Source organism: Arthrobacter woluwensis, from assembly GCF_900105345.1.
In the GTDB taxonomy this organism is placed as follows: domain Bacteria; phylum Actinomycetota; class Actinomycetes; order Actinomycetales; family Micrococcaceae; genus Arthrobacter_E; species Arthrobacter_E woluwensis.
In genome coordinates, this window is record NZ_FNSN01000003.1 from 2,207,585 (window position 1) to 2,224,280 (window position 16,696).

Annotated in this window: 14 protein-coding genes; 4 read left to right on the forward strand and 10 right to left on the reverse strand. The window is 67.6% G+C overall.

The window, feature by feature from the left end; all coding sequences use genetic code 11:
* Window positions 1-45: 45 nt before the first annotated feature.
* On the reverse strand, window positions 46-1,449 hold the full coding sequence (locus tag BLV63_RS10805) for a M20/M25/M40 family metallo-hydrolase (protein WP_066212563.1): 1,404 nt from the start codon (window positions 1,447-1,449) through the stop codon (window positions 46-48).
* 60 nt (window positions 1,450-1,509) lie between these two features.
* Here BLV63_RS10805 and BLV63_RS10810 point away from each other — a divergent pair, with 60 nt between their 5' ends.
* A complete protein-coding gene (locus tag BLV63_RS10810; RefSeq protein ID WP_066212567.1) occupies window positions 1,510-2,091 on the forward strand; it encodes a DUF3043 domain-containing protein in 582 nt (193 codons plus the stop codon).
* 87 nt (window positions 2,092-2,178) lie between these two features.
* Here BLV63_RS10810 and BLV63_RS10815 read toward each other — a convergent pair whose 3' ends face one another.
* A complete protein-coding gene (locus tag BLV63_RS10815; RefSeq protein ID WP_066212571.1) occupies window positions 2,179-3,246 on the reverse strand; it encodes a quinone-dependent dihydroorotate dehydrogenase in 1,068 nt (355 codons plus the stop codon).
* Between the two features lie 102 nt (window positions 3,247-3,348).
* Here BLV63_RS10815 and BLV63_RS10820 point away from each other — a divergent pair, with 102 nt between their 5' ends.
* Window positions 3,349-4,296 carry an alpha/beta hydrolase gene (locus tag BLV63_RS10820; RefSeq protein ID WP_066212574.1) on the forward strand — a complete coding sequence of 316 codons (948 nt, stop codon included), beginning with the start codon at window positions 3,349-3,351 and terminating at the stop codon, window positions 4,294-4,296.
* 26 nt (window positions 4,297-4,322) lie between these two features.
* The gene (locus BLV63_RS10825; RefSeq protein WP_066212576.1) at window positions 4,323-5,414 is read left to right on the forward strand and encodes an alpha/beta hydrolase; all 1,092 of its coding nucleotides are present in this window, start codon (window positions 4,323-4,325) and stop codon (window positions 5,412-5,414) included.
* Here BLV63_RS10825 and BLV63_RS10830 read toward each other — a convergent pair.
* The 3 genes from BLV63_RS10830 to leuA form a co-directional block, all read right to left on the reverse strand.
* Complete coding sequence (locus BLV63_RS10830; RefSeq protein WP_066212579.1) at window positions 5,381-6,181, reverse strand: isoprenyl transferase; 801 nt, start codon at window positions 6,179-6,181, stop codon at window positions 5,381-5,383. The genes BLV63_RS10825 and BLV63_RS10830 overlap by 34 nt on opposite strands.
* An 18-nt stretch (window positions 6,182-6,199) precedes the next feature.
* Window positions 6,200-6,955, reverse strand: coding sequence for a DNA repair protein RecO (recO, locus tag BLV63_RS10835; RefSeq protein WP_066212582.1), 756 nt, complete (start codon window positions 6,953-6,955; stop codon window positions 6,200-6,202).
* Window positions 6,956-7,076: 121 nt separating this feature from the next.
* Window positions 7,077-8,816: a 2-isopropylmalate synthase gene (gene leuA / locus BLV63_RS10840; protein ID WP_066212585.1), complete on the reverse strand. Its 1,740-nt coding sequence runs from the start codon at window positions 8,814-8,816 to the stop codon at window positions 7,077-7,079.
* A gap of 241 nt (window positions 8,817-9,057) precedes the next feature.
* Here leuA and BLV63_RS10845 point away from each other — a divergent pair, with 241 nt between their 5' ends.
* On the forward strand, window positions 9,058-11,010 hold the full coding sequence (locus BLV63_RS10845) for a M13 family metallopeptidase (protein WP_066212588.1): 1,953 nt from the start codon (window positions 9,058-9,060) through the stop codon (window positions 11,008-11,010).
* 80 nt (window positions 11,011-11,090) lie between these two features.
* On the opposite strand, the gene BLV63_RS10850 is transcribed toward BLV63_RS10845, so the two are convergent.
* From BLV63_RS10850 to BLV63_RS10870, 5 genes are all read right to left on the reverse strand, one after another.
* Window positions 11,091-12,650 carry an LCP family protein gene (locus tag BLV63_RS10850; RefSeq protein WP_244907136.1) on the reverse strand — a complete coding sequence of 520 codons (1,560 nt, stop codon included), beginning with the start codon at window positions 12,648-12,650 and terminating at the stop codon, window positions 11,091-11,093.
* Window positions 12,651-12,736: 86 nt separating this feature from the next.
* Window positions 12,737-13,699: a GTPase Era gene (era, locus tag BLV63_RS10855; protein WP_066212591.1), complete on the reverse strand. Its 963-nt coding sequence runs from the start codon at window positions 13,697-13,699 to the stop codon at window positions 12,737-12,739.
* Window positions 13,699-15,009 carry a hemolysin family protein gene (locus BLV63_RS10860; protein ID WP_066212593.1) on the reverse strand — a complete coding sequence of 437 codons (1,311 nt, stop codon included), beginning with the start codon at window positions 15,007-15,009 and terminating at the stop codon, window positions 13,699-13,701. The genes era and BLV63_RS10860 overlap by 1 nt, the downstream gene beginning before the upstream one ends.
* A complete protein-coding gene (ybeY, locus tag BLV63_RS10865; protein WP_066212595.1) occupies window positions 15,006-15,479 on the reverse strand; it encodes an rRNA maturation RNase YbeY in 474 nt (157 codons plus the stop codon). The genes BLV63_RS10860 and ybeY overlap by 4 nt, the downstream gene beginning before the upstream one ends.
* The gene (locus BLV63_RS10870; protein WP_174521258.1) at window positions 15,476-16,612 is read right to left on the reverse strand and encodes a PhoH family protein; all 1,137 of its coding nucleotides are present in this window, start codon (window positions 16,610-16,612) and stop codon (window positions 15,476-15,478) included. The genes ybeY and BLV63_RS10870 overlap by 4 nt, the downstream gene beginning before the upstream one ends.
* Between the last annotated feature and the right edge of the window lie 84 nt (window positions 16,613-16,696).

Sequence of the window (16,696 nt, forward strand, 5' to 3'; positions counted from 1 at the left end):
GGGTCAACGCGGGAACGGCCCGCGATCTTCCCGGACGTCGCCGATTCAGCCGTTGAGATCGGCGAGAAGGAGCGCCTCGGCCAGGATGGCCTTGCGGAATTCCTCGATATGGAGGGACTCGTTGGCGCTGTGCGCGCGGGAATCGGGGTCCTCGACGCCGGTCACCAGGATCTGCGCCTTCGGATAGACCTCGACGAGTTCCGCGATGAAAGGGATCGACCCGCCGATGCCGGTGCCCACCGAGCCGGTCCCCCACGCCTCCGCGAGGGCGGCCATCATGGCGGTCGCGGCGGGCGACTCCATGTCCACGGCGAACGGGTTGCCCATCTCGCCCGGGGTGAAGGTGACCTGAGCGCCGAACGGGGCGTGGGCCTTCACATGCTCCTCGACCGCCTTCATGGCGGCCTGCGGGTCCTGCCCGGGGGCGATCCGCAGGCTGAACTTCGCACGCGCCGTCGGGAGCAGGGTGTTGCTGGCCACCTCGATGCTCGGTGCGTCGATGCCGATGATGGACAGGGCCGGCTTGGTCCAGATGCGGGAGGTGAGGCTCCCCTCCCCCGCGAGCTGCACGCCCGGCAGGACCGATGCGTCGGCGCGGAAGTCCTCTTCCGGCATGTCGACGTCGGAGTCGTCGTGCGAGACCAGTCCCTCGATCGCCACATTGCCGCGCTCGTCGTGGAAGGTGCTGATGAGGCGCGCCAGCAGGGTGGGCGCGTCGAGCACGGGTCCGCCGAACATGCCGGAGTGGACCGCGTGGTCCAGCACACGGACCTCGACGACGCCGTCGACCAGGCCACGGAGGCTCGTCGTCAGGGCGGGGATGCCCACTTTCCAGTTGCTGGAGTCGGCGACGATGATGACGTCGGCCTCGAGCTCGGCCTGGTGCTCCTCCAGGAAGGTGCGGAACGTCGGCGAACCGGCCTCCTCCTCGCCCTCGATGAAGAGCGTGACGCCAAGGCCGAGTTCGTCCCCGAGGACCTTCGCGACGGCGGCGCTGGCGGAGAGGTGCACCATGATGCCCGCCTTGTCATCGGCCGCCCCGCGCCCGTACAGCCGGCCGTCACGTTCGACCGCGACGAACGGCTCGGACTCCCACAGCGCCGGATCCCCCGGCGGCTGGACATCGTGGTGGGCGTACAGCAGCACGGTCGGCTTGCCGTCCGCGGCGGCGCGGCGTGCGACGACGGCGGGCCCACCCGGCGTGCCGTCCTCCTTGAGGGCACGGTGCACGGCGACCTCCGGGAATCCGGCGGCGGTGGCGAGGGCCGCGACGGCCTCGGCGCTGCGGTCCAGCTGAGCGGCGTCGAAGCTCGCCCAGGCGATGCCCGGGATGGCGACGAGGTCCTTGAGGGTCGCCACGGTGGAGGCGAAGGATTCATCGATGGCGGCGCGCAGGGCCGCGCTGTGGCGGCCGGCTGCTGGCAGGCTGTTTTCCTCGTGAGAAGTCATGCTGAAAGCCTACCGAAGCACGGTGCAGGTCCAGCGACCTGCACCGAGTATCCTTGTGGGGTGTTTGGACGTAAGAAGGATGAGCCCCTGCCCGCCGAGCCGGAGACCGCTTCCGATGCTCCCGTGATCGGAAAGGGTGCCCCGACCCCGAAGCGGAAGGACCAGGTCGCAGCCCGCAAGCGCCCCCTGGTGCCCGAGGACCGCAAGGCCTCGAAGCAGGCCGAGCGCCTTGCCGTCGCGGAGCAGCGTGCCAAGGTGCGCAGCGCGATGGACACCGGTGACGAGCGCTTCCTGCCCGTGCGTGACAAGGGCCCGCAGAAGCGCTTCGCCCGCGATTTCGTGGACTCCCGCTTCAGCGCGGGTGAGTTCCTGATGTTCGGCGCCCTGATCTTCGTGGTCGCGTCCCTGGTCATCCCGCAGCGGAGCGACTCCCAGTTCATCGTGCTGGGCGCGTTCTGGGTGATGTTCCTGGTGGTCTTCGTGGACACGTTCCTGCTCAGCCGCCGCCTCAAGAAGGCGCTGACGGCCAAGTTCGGGTCCGTCGAGCGCGGCACCGTCTGGTACGGCTGCATGCGCGCCCTGCAGTTCCGCAAGCTGCGCCTTCCCAAGCCCCAGGTCACCCGCGGCCAGCGTCCCAGCTGATCCGGGCGGCCAGCGAGCCGCCCCTCCTTCCACAGACAAAGGCCCCGGCCGTGAATCTCACGACCGGGGCCTTTGTGGTGTCCGGACTCAGCGGCGGAGCTTCGCGAGACCCTTGTTGATGTGGCCCGCCCAGAAGGGACCCTCATACAGGAATGCCGTGTAGCCCTGGACGAGGTTCGCGCCGGCATCGAGGCGTTCCTGGACGTCGGCCGCCGTTTCGACTCCGCCCACCGAGATGATGACCATCTCCGCAGGCACCTGGGCGCGCAGACGGCGCAGGACATCCAGAGACCGGGCCTTCAGGGGCGCCCCGGACAGACCGCCGGCGCCGCACGACTCGACCTTGGCGGCCGGCGCCGTGAGGCCCTCCCGCCCGATCGTGGTGTTGGTCGCGATGATCCCGTCGAGACCGAGGTCGATCGCCAGGCGGGCCACGTCATCCAGGTCCTCATCGCTCAGGTCGGGGGCGATCTTGACCAGCAGCGGAACGTGGCGTCCCGCGCTGCGGTCCGCTTCCGCTCCCACCGCCTCCAGGAGAGGGCGGAGCGAGTCCACGTTCTGGAGGAGGCGGAGTCCGGGCGTGTTCGGGGAACTGACGTTCACCACCAGGTAATCGGCGTGCGGGGCCAGCGCACGGGTGCTGACGAGGTAATCCTCGACGGCGTGCTCCAGCTCGACGAGCTTCGTCTTGCCGATGTTCACGCCGATGACGGGGCGCACGCCCGGGTGACGACGGCTCAGTGCGGCGCGGGCTGCGGCGATGCGCGGCGCGACGTGCTCGGCGCCGTCGTTGTTGAAGCCCATCCGGTTGATCACTGCGCGGTCCTCCACCAGGCGGAAGAGGCGCGGCTTATCATTGCCCGGCTGAGCTGCGCCGGTGATGGTTCCCGCCTCGATGTGGCCGAAGCCCATGGCGGCCAGTGCCTCGATGGCCAGGCCTTCCTTGTCGAATCCCGCGGCAAGACCGAACGGGGAGGGGAAGTCGATGCCGAACACCGTGGTCCGCAGCGACGGGTCGGGACCGTTGAGCCGGTGAAGGAGCCCGGCCGCTCCGGCCTTGTTGAAGAACCGGATGGCCTGGTAACCGATCCGATGAGCCTTCTCGGGATCCATCCAGGAGAAGGCAACACGGAAGACGGTGGGATAGATGCGCATGGCTCCATTTTTTCCGCTCGGGCCGGTCCGCACAAATGAGCCCACGTCATGGGGGCGGGCTTAGGATGAAAACGCGGACACACGACGCGCTGAGGAGGGGACATGGAGTGGCAGCCGGACATCCTCGGGCCGTCGTTCGAGTCCTTGGAACTGCACACCACCCGGGACGGTTCCCAGCAGACCGCCACCCTGATCCGGCACCTCGGGGCGACGCCGGACGGCACACCACCGGCACGGGGCACCGTCCTGTTCCTGCATGGCTGGAGCGACTACTTCTTCAACAGGGAACTGGCGGAGTTCTTCGCAGGCCAGGGCTTCAGCTTCTTCGCGCTGGACCTCCACAACCACGGGCGGAGCCTGCGCCCGGAGCTGCCCGGTGGCTACGTGGCCGATCTCGACCACTATGACCAGGACATCCTGGCCGCGCTGGACTCCTGTCATCCGGCGTCGGGACGCCCGCTGCTGCTCATGGGCCATTCGACCGGTGGCCTGGTGGCCAGCCTGTGGGCGGCCCGCCACCCGGATCGCGTGGACGGCTTGATCCTCAACAGCCCCTGGCTGGAGATGCACGGCAGTCCGGCCGTCCGCCATGCGGCGCGGTCACTGCTGGCTCCGCTCTCCCGCATGAGGCCCCAGACCGTGCTGCGTCTTCCGGAGCGGGGATTCTACTGGCGCAGTATCAGTTCCGAGGCGGAGGGCGAGTGGGAGCTCGACGACCGGTACCGACCGCCTCTGGCCTTCCCGGTGCGTGCCGGCTGGCTCAGCGCGATCCTGAGCGGCCAGAGCAAGGTGGCCCGCGGCCTCCGGCTCTCCCAGCCCATCGTGGTGCTCATGTCCATGTCGAGCTCCAACGGTCCCCTCTGGCGGGAGGACATGCGCCGCAGCGACGCGGTCCTGGACGTCAACACCATGGCCGTCCGCGCCCTCGAACTCGGCACCTCCGTGACTCTGGAAAGGGTCGACGGCGCGCTGCACGACGTCTTCCTCTCCCCCGCCGCCGTGCGCGAGGAAGCCTATGGCCGGCTCCGACGCTGGCTGAAGACTTTCTGACTGCGACAACCCGAAAGGAAAGCCTGATGACACGTTCCCCGCTGCGGGTCCGCACCTGGCAGCAGGACGTGCTGTTCAACGACTTCGAACAGTGCCTCCTGCCCCTGGAACCCGACGAGGAGGGCGCGGTCTCGGCGACACTGGTCCGCCGGAAGCCGAAGCGCGAACTGTCGTCGGAGGCACGGGCTCATGACTGGCCGTCATGGCTCGCCGCAGTCCGGCAGCGACGCGAGCACCGCCATGATCACGAGGACCACAATGTGGTGCTGTACCTCCACGGCTGGGCGGACTACTTCCTCCAGACCGAGCTGGCCGACTACTTCGAGGACCACGGCGCGAGTTTCTATGCGCTGGACCTTCGCAAGTTCGGCCGCAGTCTGCACGAGTACCAGACCGCCGGCTACACGGACGACCTGGACGTCTATGACGAGGAGATCGAGGCCGCCCTCACCGTCATCAGGGAGGAGGCCGCGGTCCGGGGCGTGCCGGAGGAACGCCTCCGGGTGCACCTGATGGGGCATTCCCTCGGCGGGCTGGTCGCTGCGCTGTGGGCGGACCGCCACCCGGGCCGCCTGGCCAGCGTCATCCTGAACTCACCCTGGCTGGAGCTCCAGGGCAGCACGCTGGTGCGCAGTATCGCCTCCCAACTGGTGGAACCGTTCGCTCGGGCCGATCCCAAGCACGCGTTCCCGCTTCCGGAGATGCCCGCGTACTGGAAGAGCGTCAGTGACAAGGCGTACGGCGAATGGCACATCGTCTCCGCCTGGCGGCCCCGGGAATCCTTCCCCATCCGTGCCGGATGGATCCGCGCGGTCATGAACGGCCATGCCCGCGTGCAGCACGGCCTCGACATCGATGCGCCGGTCCTCATCATGCTGAGTGAGCGGAGCAAGATCCAGACCGGCTACACGGACGAGCTCAAGACGCTCGACGCCGTGATCGACGTCCAGGAGACCGCCAAGCGGGCGCTGGGGATCAGCCGCCGGGTCGCCGTGTTCCGGTACCGCGGCGCCATCCACGACATCTTCATGTCCGCACGGCACGTCCGCGAGCAGGCCTACAAGGAGTCGATGGACTGGCTCGTTCAGACCGCCGCGGAATCCACGGCCGCACCGTAGCGGCGGTCCCGGCGGGCGTAGGTCTCGACCGCCTGATACAAGGTGGTGCGGTCCACGTCCGGCCACAGTTCCTCGAGGAAGACGAATTCGGCGTAGGCGGACTGCCAGGGCAGGAAGTTGGACAGGCGCTGCTCACCGGATGACCGCATGAAGAGATCGACGTCGGGCAGATCGGGCTGGTAGAGGTACCGCTGCACCGTCTTCTCCGTGATCTTGCCGGCCTTGAGGCGTCCGGACGCGACCTCCTCCGCCATGCGGTTGAAGCCGTCCACCAGCTCCGCGCGGCCACCGTAGTTGATGCACATGGTCAGCACGCAGCGTGTGTTGGCACGGGTGAGCTTCTCGGCTTCCTCGAGCTCCCGGATCACGGATCCCCAGAGTCGCGGACGGCGGCCCGACCAGCGCACCTGGACGCCCCAGCGATTGAGCTGGTCACGCTGGCGGCGTAGTACATCCTTGTTAAATCCCATGAGGAAGCGGACCTCCTCGGGGGAACGCTTCCAGTTCTCCGTGGAGAACGCGTAGACCGTCACGTACTTCACGCCGAGCTCGATCGCGCCCGCAACCACGTCGAGCAGCGCCGGCTCCCCCGCCTTGTGCCCTTCGATCCGAGGCAGCCCACGGAGGTTGGCCCAGCGCCCGTTGCCATCCATGACGATCGCGACATGTTCGGGGACGAGTTCCGCCGGGATGCTCGGCGGTGTGGCGCCGCTCGGGTGCGGATAGGGGAATTCGTAGCCCTGCTGGGCGGAATCAGAGAAGGACACGTGTGTTAATTCCTCAGTTCAGGACGAACGGTCGACATGCTGCAAGGACTTCACCCTGCGTTCCAGGTGCCATTGTAGATAGGCGGACACGAGCCCCGCGGCTTCGGTCCTGGCACGTTCCGGCGACTCCCCCGCCGTCTCCCAGTCACCACTCAGCAGTGCCGCGAGCAAGGTGATGGTCTCCGGAGCAGGAGCAGGCGACCCGGGTGGCCGGCAGTCCGCGCACACCATGCCGCCCAGAGCCGCGTTGAACGCGGTGTGCGGGCCAGGGGCGTCGCAGCGGGCGCAGGAGGTGAAGCTCGGGGCCCAGCCGCCGGTGGACAGGGCCCGCAGGAGATACGAGTCGAGAATGAGGCCGGGCGCGTAGGCGCCGCGACTGAGCGCCGCCAGCGCCCCCACGAGCAGAAGGTACTGGGCGGTGCCCGAGTCGCCGTCGACGTCGGTCAGCTTCTCCGCCGTCTCCACCATGGCCGCCGCCACCGTGTAGCGCGAGTAATCGGAGGCGATCGCATGCCCGTAGGAGCCTTTGCTCTGGGCCTGGGTGACGACTTCGAGGCTCCGTCCCGGCACCAGCTGCAGATCCGCCACCATGAAGGGTTCGAGCCGGGAGCCGAAACGGCTGCTGGTCCGCCGGACCCCGCGGGCCACCGCACGGATCTGACCGTGGTGCTTCGTCAGCAGCGTCAGGATCCGGTCCGCCTCGCCCAGCTTATGGGTGCGCAGCACGACGGCGTCGTCGCGGTATGCGCGTGATGTGAAACTCGCCTCTGCCACGGTTCCATTCTCCCACTTCCGGACGCCGAAAGGCCCCGGCGGCGCTCCGGGAGTCGGAGCACCGCCGGGGCCGGCGGAGATTCAGCCTGCGCCGTCCGGGACGTCGGGCGACGGGCCCCTCTCAGATGGAGCGGTCCCGGATGGCCCGGTTGACCGCGGAGATCACGGCCTTCAGCGAGGACGTGCTGGTGTTCGAGTCGATGCCGGTGCCCCACAGGACCCGCTCCCCCACGGCACACTCGACGTAGGCGGCCGCCAGGGCGTTGCCGCCCTCGCTCAGCGCGTGCTCGCTGTAGTCCAGCACGCGGACGTCGACGCCGTCCTTGCTCAGGATGTCCAGCAGGGCGGCGATGGGGCCGTTGCCGTGTCCCGTGCGGTCCACGATCTGGCCGTCCACCCGCATCGACGCGTGGAGGGTCACGGCCCCGTCCTCGTCCGATTCGGTGCGAGTCGCGCCGAGAGCGTAACGGCCCCACTGCTGCGCGGCATCCTTGGCGGGCAGGTATTCGTCCTGGAACGCCTTCCACAGCTCGTCCGCGCTGACCTCGCCGCCGACGGTGTCCGTGCGGCGCTGGATGACGCCGGAGAACTCGATCTGGGCACGGCGCGGCAGGTCCAGGTGGTGTTCGGACTTCAGCAGGTACGCGACGCCGCCCTTGCCGGACTGCGAGTTCACGCGGATGACCGCCTCATAGTTCCGGCCCACATCCTTCGGGTCGATGGGCAGGTACGGGACCTGCCAGGTGAACTCGTCGACCTCGACGCCGGCCGCCTGAGCGTCCTGCTCGAGGGCCTCCAGGCCCTTCTTGATGGCGTCCTGGTGGGAACCGGAGAACGCGGTGAAGACCAGATCGCCACCGTACGGGGAACGCTCGGGGACGGGCAGCTGGTTGCAGTACTCCACGGTCCGGCGGATCTCGTCGATGTTCGAGAAATCGATCATGGGGTCCACGCCCTGGACGAACATGTTCAGGCCCAGCGTCACCAGGTCCACATTGCCGGTGCGTTCGCCGTTGCCGAACAGGCAGCCCTCGATGCGGTCGGCGCCTGCCAGGTAGCCCAGCTCGGCGGCCGCGACGCCGGTGCCCCGGTCATTGTGCGGGTGCAGGGAGAGGATGATGCCTTCCCGCGGGTGCAGGTTCCGGTGCATCCACTCGATGGAGTCGGCATAGACGTTCGGGGTGGCCATCTCCACCGTCGCCGGCAGGTTGATGATCACCTGGCGGTCGGCGGACGCCTCGAAGATGTCCGCTACGGCGTTGCAGACCCGCACGGCGTACTCGAGCTCCGTGCCCGTGAAGGACTCCGGCGAGTACTCGTACGTGACATTGGTGTCGGTCAGCGTCTCCTCGTACTTCTTGCACAGCCGGGCGCCCTGCAGGGCGATGTCCAGGATCCCGTCCTCGTCCTGCTTGAACACGACGCGGCGCTGCAGCGTCGACGTGGAGTTGTAGAGGTGGACGATCACGTTCTTGGCGCCGGTGATGGCCTCGTACGTGCGCTCGATCAGGTGCTCACGGGCCTGGGTCAACACCTGGATGGTCACATCGTCCGGGATGTGGTTCCCCTCGATCAGCTGGCGGACGAAGTCGAAGTCCGTCTGGGAAGCGGAAGGGAAGCCGACCTCGATCTCCTTGTAGCCCATGCGGACCAGCAGATCGAACATCTTCATCTTGCGGGCCGGGCTCATGGGGTCGATGAGCGCCTGATTCCCATCGCGCAGATCGACCGCGCACCAGCGGGGCGCCGTGGTGATCCGCTTGTCCGGCCAGGTCCTGTCCGGCAGATCGACGGTGATCTGCTCGTGGAACGGGATGTAACGGTGGACAGGCATGCCCGAGGGCTGCTGTGCATTTCGCATGTGATTTCAGTGCCTTTTACTCGTGAGGGCTGTCAAGATAGCCGGGCGCAACAGACTCCGCGACGAGGGAGCCCAGCTTCACAACGGTAAAGAATCAGGCCTCGCCACGGCAGCTAAGAAGAAGCAGCCCTGCATGCACGTTGTCAGGTTAGCACGTGCTTAGGATGAGGGTGTCCCGCATCACCACGATGTCCACCATGTGGCCCGACCAGGGGCCATCCTGCAAAGGAGAGATTCCCCTTTGAATCCATCCGGTATTGAACTCGGCCACGTCGACCCCGGGACGCGAGCCCAGGATGACTTCTACCGCCACGTCAACGGCGCCTGGCTGTCCTCCACCACGATCCGCGACGACCGTTCGCTCGAAGGCACGTTCACCGCGCTCCGCGACGCCTCGGAGGAGGCGGTCCGCACCCTGATCGAAGACGCCGCCGACCGAGGGCAGGCCGAAGGCGGGATCGCCGCGCAGATCGGCGGGCTCTACGCGAGCTTCATGGATGAAGCCCGTGTCGAGGCACTCGGCCTGGACCCGATCCGTGAGCGTCTTGCCGCGCTGGCCGAGCTCGACGGCCCGGAAGCGGTGATCCGCCGCGTGGGCGAACTCTTCCGCGCGGACGTCCCGGGCCTCTTCTATCTCTACCCGTCCCCCGACGCCGGCGATCCCACCCGGGTCCTGCTCTACCTCGGACAATCAGGCCTCGGCCTGCCCGACGAAAGCTACTACCGCGAGGAACAGTTCGCGGAAACCGTGGCCAAGTACCAGGAGCACCTCGGCCGGATCCTTGCGCTGGCCGAGTGGGACGATCCCGAGGGCGCCGCGGAGCGCATCGTGGCGCTCGAGCGCCGGATCGCCGCGACGCACTGGGACAAGGTCACCCTCCGCGACCCTCAGAAGACCTACAACCTCCGCACCGCGGCGGAGTTCGCCGAGGTCTTCCCCTTCGCGCGCCCCTGGTTCGAAGCGGCCGGGATCGACGAAGCCGTCTACGGAGAGGTGGTCCTCAGCACGCCGGAGTACTTCCCCGCCCTGCTGGAGCTGCTGTCCTCCGAACCCGTGCAGAGCTGGCGGGACTGGCTCGCGGCCAGGATCGTCGGCGCCGCGGCCCCGTACCTCTCCTCCCCCTTCGTGCAGGAGAACTTCGCGTTCTACGGCACCGTGCTCAGCGGCACCCCCGAACTGAAGGAACGCTGGAAGCGCGGCGTCGCCGTCGTCGAGGATGCGCTCGGCGAGGCGATCGGCGAGCTGTATGTCCGCAAGCACTTCCCGGAGAGCCACAAGGCGCGCATGGAGGAGCTGGTGGCGAACCTCGTGGAGGCGTACCGCAGCAGCATCACCGGACTCGACTGGATGGGCGAGGAGACCAAGACCCGCGCCCTCGCGAAGCTCGACTCGTTCCGGACCAAGATCGGCTACCCGGCCAAGTGGACCGACTACTCGTCCGTGGTCATCGACCCCGCCGACCTGCTGGGCAATGTGGAGCGTGCCCACAGCGCCGACGTGGACCGGCACCTGGACGAAGTGGGCAAGGAGGTCGACCATGAGAAGTGGCTCATGACGCCCCAGACAGTCAACGCCTACTACCACCCGGTGCTGAATGAGATCGTCTTCCCGGCCGCGATCCTGCAGCCGCCGTTCTTCCAGGCCGACGCCGATGACGCGGTCAACTACGGCGCGATCGGCGCCGTCATCGGTCACGAGATCGGGCACGGCTTCGACGACAAGGGTTCCCAGTACGACGGCGACGGCACCCTGCGCAACTGGTGGACCGACGCCGACCGCGAAGCGTTCGAGGGTCGCACTCGGCGCCTCGTCGATCAGTTCAACGCTCTGGAACCGGCGGAGGCCCCGGGTCATCGTGTGAACGGTGAGCTCACCCTCGGCGAGAACATCGGAGACCTCGGTGGACTGGGCATCGCGTACAAGGCCTACCTGGCCACGCTCGACGGCGGAGAGGCCCCGGTCCTCGACGGCCTGACAGGCGCCCAGCGCTTCTTCTTCGCATGGGCCACGAGCTGGCGCCAGGTGATCCGCAGCGAAGAGGCGATCCGCCGCGTCACGATCGACCCGCACTCCCCCAATGAGTTCCGCGCAAACGCGACCGTGCGGAACCTGGACGCCTTCCACGAGGCCTTCGACGTCCGGGAGGGCGACGCCATGTGGCTCCCCGAGGAGGAACGCGTCCGCATCTGGTGACGCCTTCCAGGGAGACGGCGAGGGCCGTGAAGAGGATTCCTCTTCACGGCCCTCGCCGTCTGCCGCGGCGCCTGCGCCCGTCAGCCGGTGAACGCGCTCTGGCAGGTCTGGTCCGCGGCCGTCTGGCCGACGATGTCCTTGGGCAGCTGAACCGTCTGGTACGCGGTGCCGGAGGCGAAGTCCGTGCCCACGGCGACCTGGACACCCAGGATGTCGGCGCTGGGCTTCAGCTGCGCCTGCGGGATGCCGAGGGCCGTGGCCACCTTGACGGCCGCGCCGCGGTAGGCGGATGAGTAGTACACGACCGTCTTGGCGGTCGTCTCCGCCGGGACCGCCGCCTGGACCAGGAAGCCCTTGGCCAGGAGGAAGGTGTTGAGCTCCTGGCTCCGGCCCTCGACGCCGGTGGCGTTCGCCACGGTCACCGGCGCGGTCGACTGATCGACGCCCGGAGCCGGGTTCGTGGTGGCGGAGGGAGTGGAGGACGGCGTCGACGACGGCGTCGCGCTGGGCTTGGGCTTCGGCTTGGCCGCGTTGGGGTTGGTGAGGTCGACTCCCTCACGCATCGCCTTGAACAGCTGGCCCGCATCCGGTTCCTTCGGCTGGACCCAGGCCGTCGGGTTCACGACCGACGGCTCCCACGGCACCGTCACGAAGGCGACCTTGGCGAGATCCACCTTCTGCAGTCGCTGGGCGATGGTGATCAGGGTCTGCGGATTGGCGAGCCCCTCATCCACCGTGAGGTTCTTGGTCACCGTGTCCGCGATGCCCAGGAGCTTCGGGAGATTGGTGAGTGTGCCGTCGCTCCGCACCTTCCGGGCCAGGGAGGCCAGGAACTGCTGCTGCGACTTGATGCGGGAGATGTCACTGCCGTCGCCCACACCGTGGCGGTTACGCAGGAAGGCCAGGGCCTGATCGCCCTGGACGAGCGACTTGCCGGCGGGGAGCTTGAGCCTGGAGTCCGGATCGTCGATCGGCGCGTTGACGCAGACCTCCACGCCACCCACCTCGTTGGACAGCTCCTTCACGGCGTTGAAGTCGGCCATCATGAAGTGGTCGATCTCCAGACCGGTCAGCTTGTTGATCGTGTCGACGGTGCAGCCCGGACCCGCTTCGGACATCGCGCCGTTGATCTGCGAGTCCGGCCGGGGCGCCTTGACCTGTTTGGTCTTGGGGTCGGTGCACTGCGGAATGGAGACGACCAGGTCGCGCGGGAAGGACACCATGCTGACCCGCTGGTTGTCCGCGGAGATGTCCAGCAGCATCAGCACATCCGAATTGCCGTACCCGGACGACTGGTCCGACGTGCCGTAGGCCTTGTTCTTGCCGTCACGGGTGTCCGTGCCCATGATCAGGATCTGCAGACGGTCGGTCGCGTCGTTGAGAGTCCCCTTGTCCCGGCCCGACGCCGTAAGGGGCGCGGTGTTCAGATTGCCCTGCAGGCGGAAGTACCAGTACCCGGCGAACCCGAGCACCGCGATGAGGGCGGCGCTGGCGACCCACGCCGTGACCTTCACCCAGAGCGGGGCTCCGGACGGCCGGGTCAGGTGGCGTGCTTCGTGCACCTTGGCGTCAGATGCGTGAGCACGCGCTTTGCGGAGCGTGTCATCCGCCCGTCGTGCGGCATGGGGTGGCTTGGTCACTCAAGGGGCCTTTCGAAACAAACAGAACCGTCCCATCGTAGAGCCGATTCCTGCATTTGAGCTGACAGATCTCCGAAGAGTCCTGCTCAGAAGCCCATCCGCCCCAGCTGCTTGGGATCCCGCTGCCAGTCCTTGGCCACCTTCACGTGCAGATCGAGGTACACCTTCGTGCCCAGCAGCGCCTCGATGCCCTTGCGGGCGCGCGTGCCGACTTCTTTGAGCCTGCTGCCCGCGCGGCCGATGATGATCGCCTTCTGGGAAGGCCGTTCCACGAACAGGTTCACCCGGACATCCAGGAGAGGGTTGTCTTCCGAACGTCCTTCCCGGGGGACGATCTCCTCGACCACCACGGCCAGGGAGTGGGGCAGTTCGTCCCGAACGCCTTCGAGAGCGGCCTCACGGATCAGCTCGGCCACCATGACGGCTTCCGGCTCATCGGTCAGCTCTCCGTCCGGGTAGAGCGGCGGCGACTTCGGCAGGTACGAGATCAGCACGTCCTCCAGGGTGGTCACCTGGAAACCGTCCTGTGCCGACACCGGGACGATGTCCCTGAAGCCGTCGCCGCCGAGAATCTCCTGGCCCATGGCGTGGACGGACAGCAGCTGCTTGCCGAGGTCCTCCTTGCTCACCAGATCGGCCTTGGTGACGACGGCGATGATGGGCTTGCGCCCGAGGAGTGCCAGCTGCTGTGCGATGAAACGGTCACCGGGGCCCACGGCCTCGTTGGCCGGGAGGCAGAACCCGATGACGTCCACTTCGGACAGGGTGGCCGCCACCAGATCGTTCAGCCGCTGACCCAGCAGCGTGCGGGGCCGGTGCAGGCCCGGCGTGTCGACGAGGACCAGCTGGGCGTCGGGACGGTGCAGGATGCCGCGGATCGTGTGGCGGGTGGTCTGAGGCTTGTTGGAGGTGATGGCGACCTTCTGCCCCACCAGGGCGTTGGTCAGGGTGGACTTGCCCGCATTCGGACGTCCCACCAGGATGGCGAAACCTGCCCGGTAATCCTTGTTCTCCGGTGTGGGCATCAGCCCGTCATTGCGTCCCGACATCAGTCCTCTTCCTCCCGGGACTCCGCGGTCCCACGTTCAGTTTCATTCGACTCCTGGGCCAGGACGTGGTGGACACGGTTCCTCCGGCCCTCAATGCTCAGCGCTTCCAGCCGCAGCCCGTGGGTGCAGGCGACGCTGCCCAGGATCGGAACCCTGCCCAGCGCCTTGGCGAGGAGGCCGCCGACGGAATCGACGTCGTCGTCCTCGATCTCCCGGTCGAAAAGCTCACCCAGGTGGTCGATCGGCATGCGGGCGTTCACCCGGAACGTGCCCGGCGCCAGTTCGACGAACTCAGCAGCCTCGGAGTCGTACTCGTCCACGATCTCGCCCACGATCTCCTCGATGAGATCCTCCAGGGTCACCAGACCCGCGGTGCCGCCGTATTCGTCGATCACGATCGCCATGTGGACCTGCTCGGTCTGGAGTTCCTTGAGAAGCTCCGCCACCGGCTTCGACTCCGGCACGAACCGCACCGGCCGCATGAGGGCGATCAGGGAGATCGAGGAATCCGGTCCACGTCCGAACAGAGCCGCCGCCACATCCTTCAGGTAGAGGATGCCCAGCACGTCGTCCGCGCTCTCCCCCACGACGGGGACGCGCGAGTTGCCGCTGCGCAGGAAGAGGCTCATCGCCTGTTCCAGCGTCTGTTCGCTGCCGATGTGGACGATGTCGGTGCGGGGCACCATGACGGCGCGGACGAGGGTGTCCTCCAGGTCGAAGACGCTCTGGATGAGTTCGGCCTCGCCCTCTTCGATGAGCTCGGAATCGCTCGAGCGCTCGAAGAGCTCCCGCACTTCGGCGCTGGTCAGCGAACCGAGCTCGTCATGCGTGTCGACGTCCGAGCCGTGCGAGGACGGCAGCACGGCCGTGCCGAAACGCTGCAGCCATTCCGGGATCGGGCCGAGGACCAGGCGCAGGACGTGGACGAGGGACGCCGTGTACCGGACGGTCGCGGCCGGGTGCAGCCGGCCGAGACGGCGCGGCGACACCCCGACGAGCACGAAGCCGACCAGGGCCATGATGACCGTGGCGATGAGCCCCGCGAGCCATACGTTCTCGATGAGCCCGGACACCGCGAGCGTCAGGGCGACCGCGCCGGCCATCTCGAACCAGATGCGCCAGAAGCGCAGCGACCTCAGGTGCGCCTGCGCGTCGTCGAGCACCCGGTTGGCCGCGTGCCCGGGACGGGACTCAGCCAGATCGTCGAGGGCGTGACGGGGCAGGAACGCAAGGGCCGATTCGGCCGCCGAGAGGATGGCGCCGATGACCAGGAAGACGACCGTCAGGACCAGCAGTACCGCCAGGGTCATTCGGTGGTCTCCAGGGGGGCGTCCTTGCCCAGGAAGGAGGAGAGCAGCTGGCGCTGAAGGCCGAACATCTCGGCCTTCTCCTCCGGCTCAGCGTGGTCGAAGCCCAGGAGGTGGAGGATTCCGTGCGTGGCGAGCAGGAGCATCTCCTCCTCGGTGCTGTGGCCGGCGTTCTTCGCCTGGATCTCGGCCACCTGCGGGCAGATGGCGATGTCGCCCAGCATGCCGGCCGGGGTGATCCGGCCGGGAGCACCCGGGGTCAGCTCATCCATGGGGACCGAGAGCACGTCCGTGGCGCCCGGCTCGTCCATCAGCTCGATGTGGAGCTTCTCCATCGTGGGCTCGTCGACCAGGAGCACGGACAGTTCGGCCTCGGGGTGGATGTAGAGCTCGTCGAAGATGAACCGCGCGAGGCGGACGATGTCCTCGGCATTGGCGTCGACGCCGGATTCGTTGTTGACCTCGATGCTCATGCGGTGGCTCCTGGCTCGGTGGTGCTGTGCTCTGTGCTGCTGCGCTCGGCGCTGCCGTCCAGGCCTGCTGCCTGGCGGGAGGAGGTGCGACGGCGGTGCGTGCCTCGCTGCTGCTCCTCATCCCAATGGTTGTAAGCGGTCACGATGTCCCCCACGAGGCGGTGGCGCACCACGTCGCTGGCGTCGAGGACGGAGAAGTTGATGTCTTCGATGCCGTCCAGGATGCCCTGGACGATCTTGAGACCCGAGGTCGTCCCGCCCGGCAGATCCACCTGGCTGGTGTCACCCGTGACCACCATCTTGGAGCCGAAGCCCAGACGGGTGAGGAACATCTTCATCTGCTCCGGGGTGGTGTTCTGGGCCTCGTCCAGAATGATGAACGCCTCGTTGAGGGTGCGGCCACGCATGTACGCGAGCGGCGCCACCTCGATGGTCCCCGCCGCCATCAGGCGCGGGATCGACTCCGGATCCATCATGTCGTGCAGCGCGTCGAACAGCGGTCGCAGGTACGGGTCGATCTTGTCATTGAGCGTGCCGGGTAGGAAGCCCAGCCGTTCGCCCGCCTCGACCGCGGGACGCGTGAGGATGATCCGGGTGACTTCCTTGTTCTGCAGCGCCTGGACCGCTTTCGCCATGGCCAGGTAGGTCTTGCCGGTGCCGGCCGGGCCGAGTCCGAACACGATCGTGTTCTGGTCGATCGCATCGACATAGCTCTTCTGATTGAGCGTCTTGGGGCGGATCGTGCGGCCGCGGCTGCTGAGGATGTTCTGCGTCAGGACCTCGGTGGGCGTCGGCACGGTGCGTGCGCTCAGCATGCCGAGGAGCTGGACCACGAGCTCGCGGGTGACGGGGGTGCCCCGCTCCGACAGCGACTTGAGTTCCAGGACCAGACGGTGTGCCAGCTGGACGTTCTCGGTGGGACCCTTCAGGGTCAGTTCGTTGCCGCGCACGTGGAACGTCACGGCGGGGAAGGCGGACTCGAGACCGCGCAGGGATTCGTCGTGGGCGCCCAGTGCCCGCACCATGGCCTCGCCCGTGTCGAAGAGGATGACCTCGGTCCGCGAGAGGGGCGTGCTGTGCGGGAAGTCGGCATGACCTGACAGGGCCCCCGATGACATGGTTTCTTCGCTCATGGTGCCGGCCCTCGTGACCGGATATCCCTTTCGTGGAAATCGTGCGGCCATGAAGTCCATGGCCTGCTGAAAGTCTACGTCAGG

Coding starts and splice junctions, on each gene's coding strand:
- BLV63_RS10805 (WP_066212563.1), bottom strand. CDS start 1,449: ATGACTTCTCACGAGGAAAACAGCCTGCCAGCAGCCGGCCGCCACAGC.
- BLV63_RS10815 (WP_066212571.1), bottom strand. CDS start 3,246: ATGCGCATCTATCCCACCGTCTTCCGTGTTGCCTTCTCCTGGATGGAT.
- BLV63_RS10820 (WP_066212574.1), top strand. CDS start 3,349: ATGGAGTGGCAGCCGGACATCCTCGGGCCGTCGTTCGAGTCCTTGGAA.
- BLV63_RS10825 (WP_066212576.1), top strand. CDS start 4,323: ATGACACGTTCCCCGCTGCGGGTCCGCACCTGGCAGCAGGACGTGCTG.
- leuA (WP_066212585.1), bottom strand. CDS start 8,816: ATGCGAAATGCACAGCAGCCCTCGGGCATGCCTGTCCACCGTTACATC.
- era (WP_066212591.1), bottom strand. CDS start 13,699: ATGTCGGGACGCAATGACGGGCTGATGCCCACACCGGAGAACAAGGAT.
- BLV63_RS10860 (WP_066212593.1), bottom strand. CDS start 15,009: ATGACCCTGGCGGTACTGCTGGTCCTGACGGTCGTCTTCCTGGTCATC.
- ybeY (WP_066212595.1), bottom strand. CDS start 15,479: ATGAGCATCGAGGTCAACAACGAATCCGGCGTCGACGCCAATGCCGAG.
- BLV63_RS10870 (WP_174521258.1), bottom strand. CDS start 16,612: ATGAGCGAAGAAACCATGTCATCGGGGGCCCTGTCAGGTCATGCCGAC.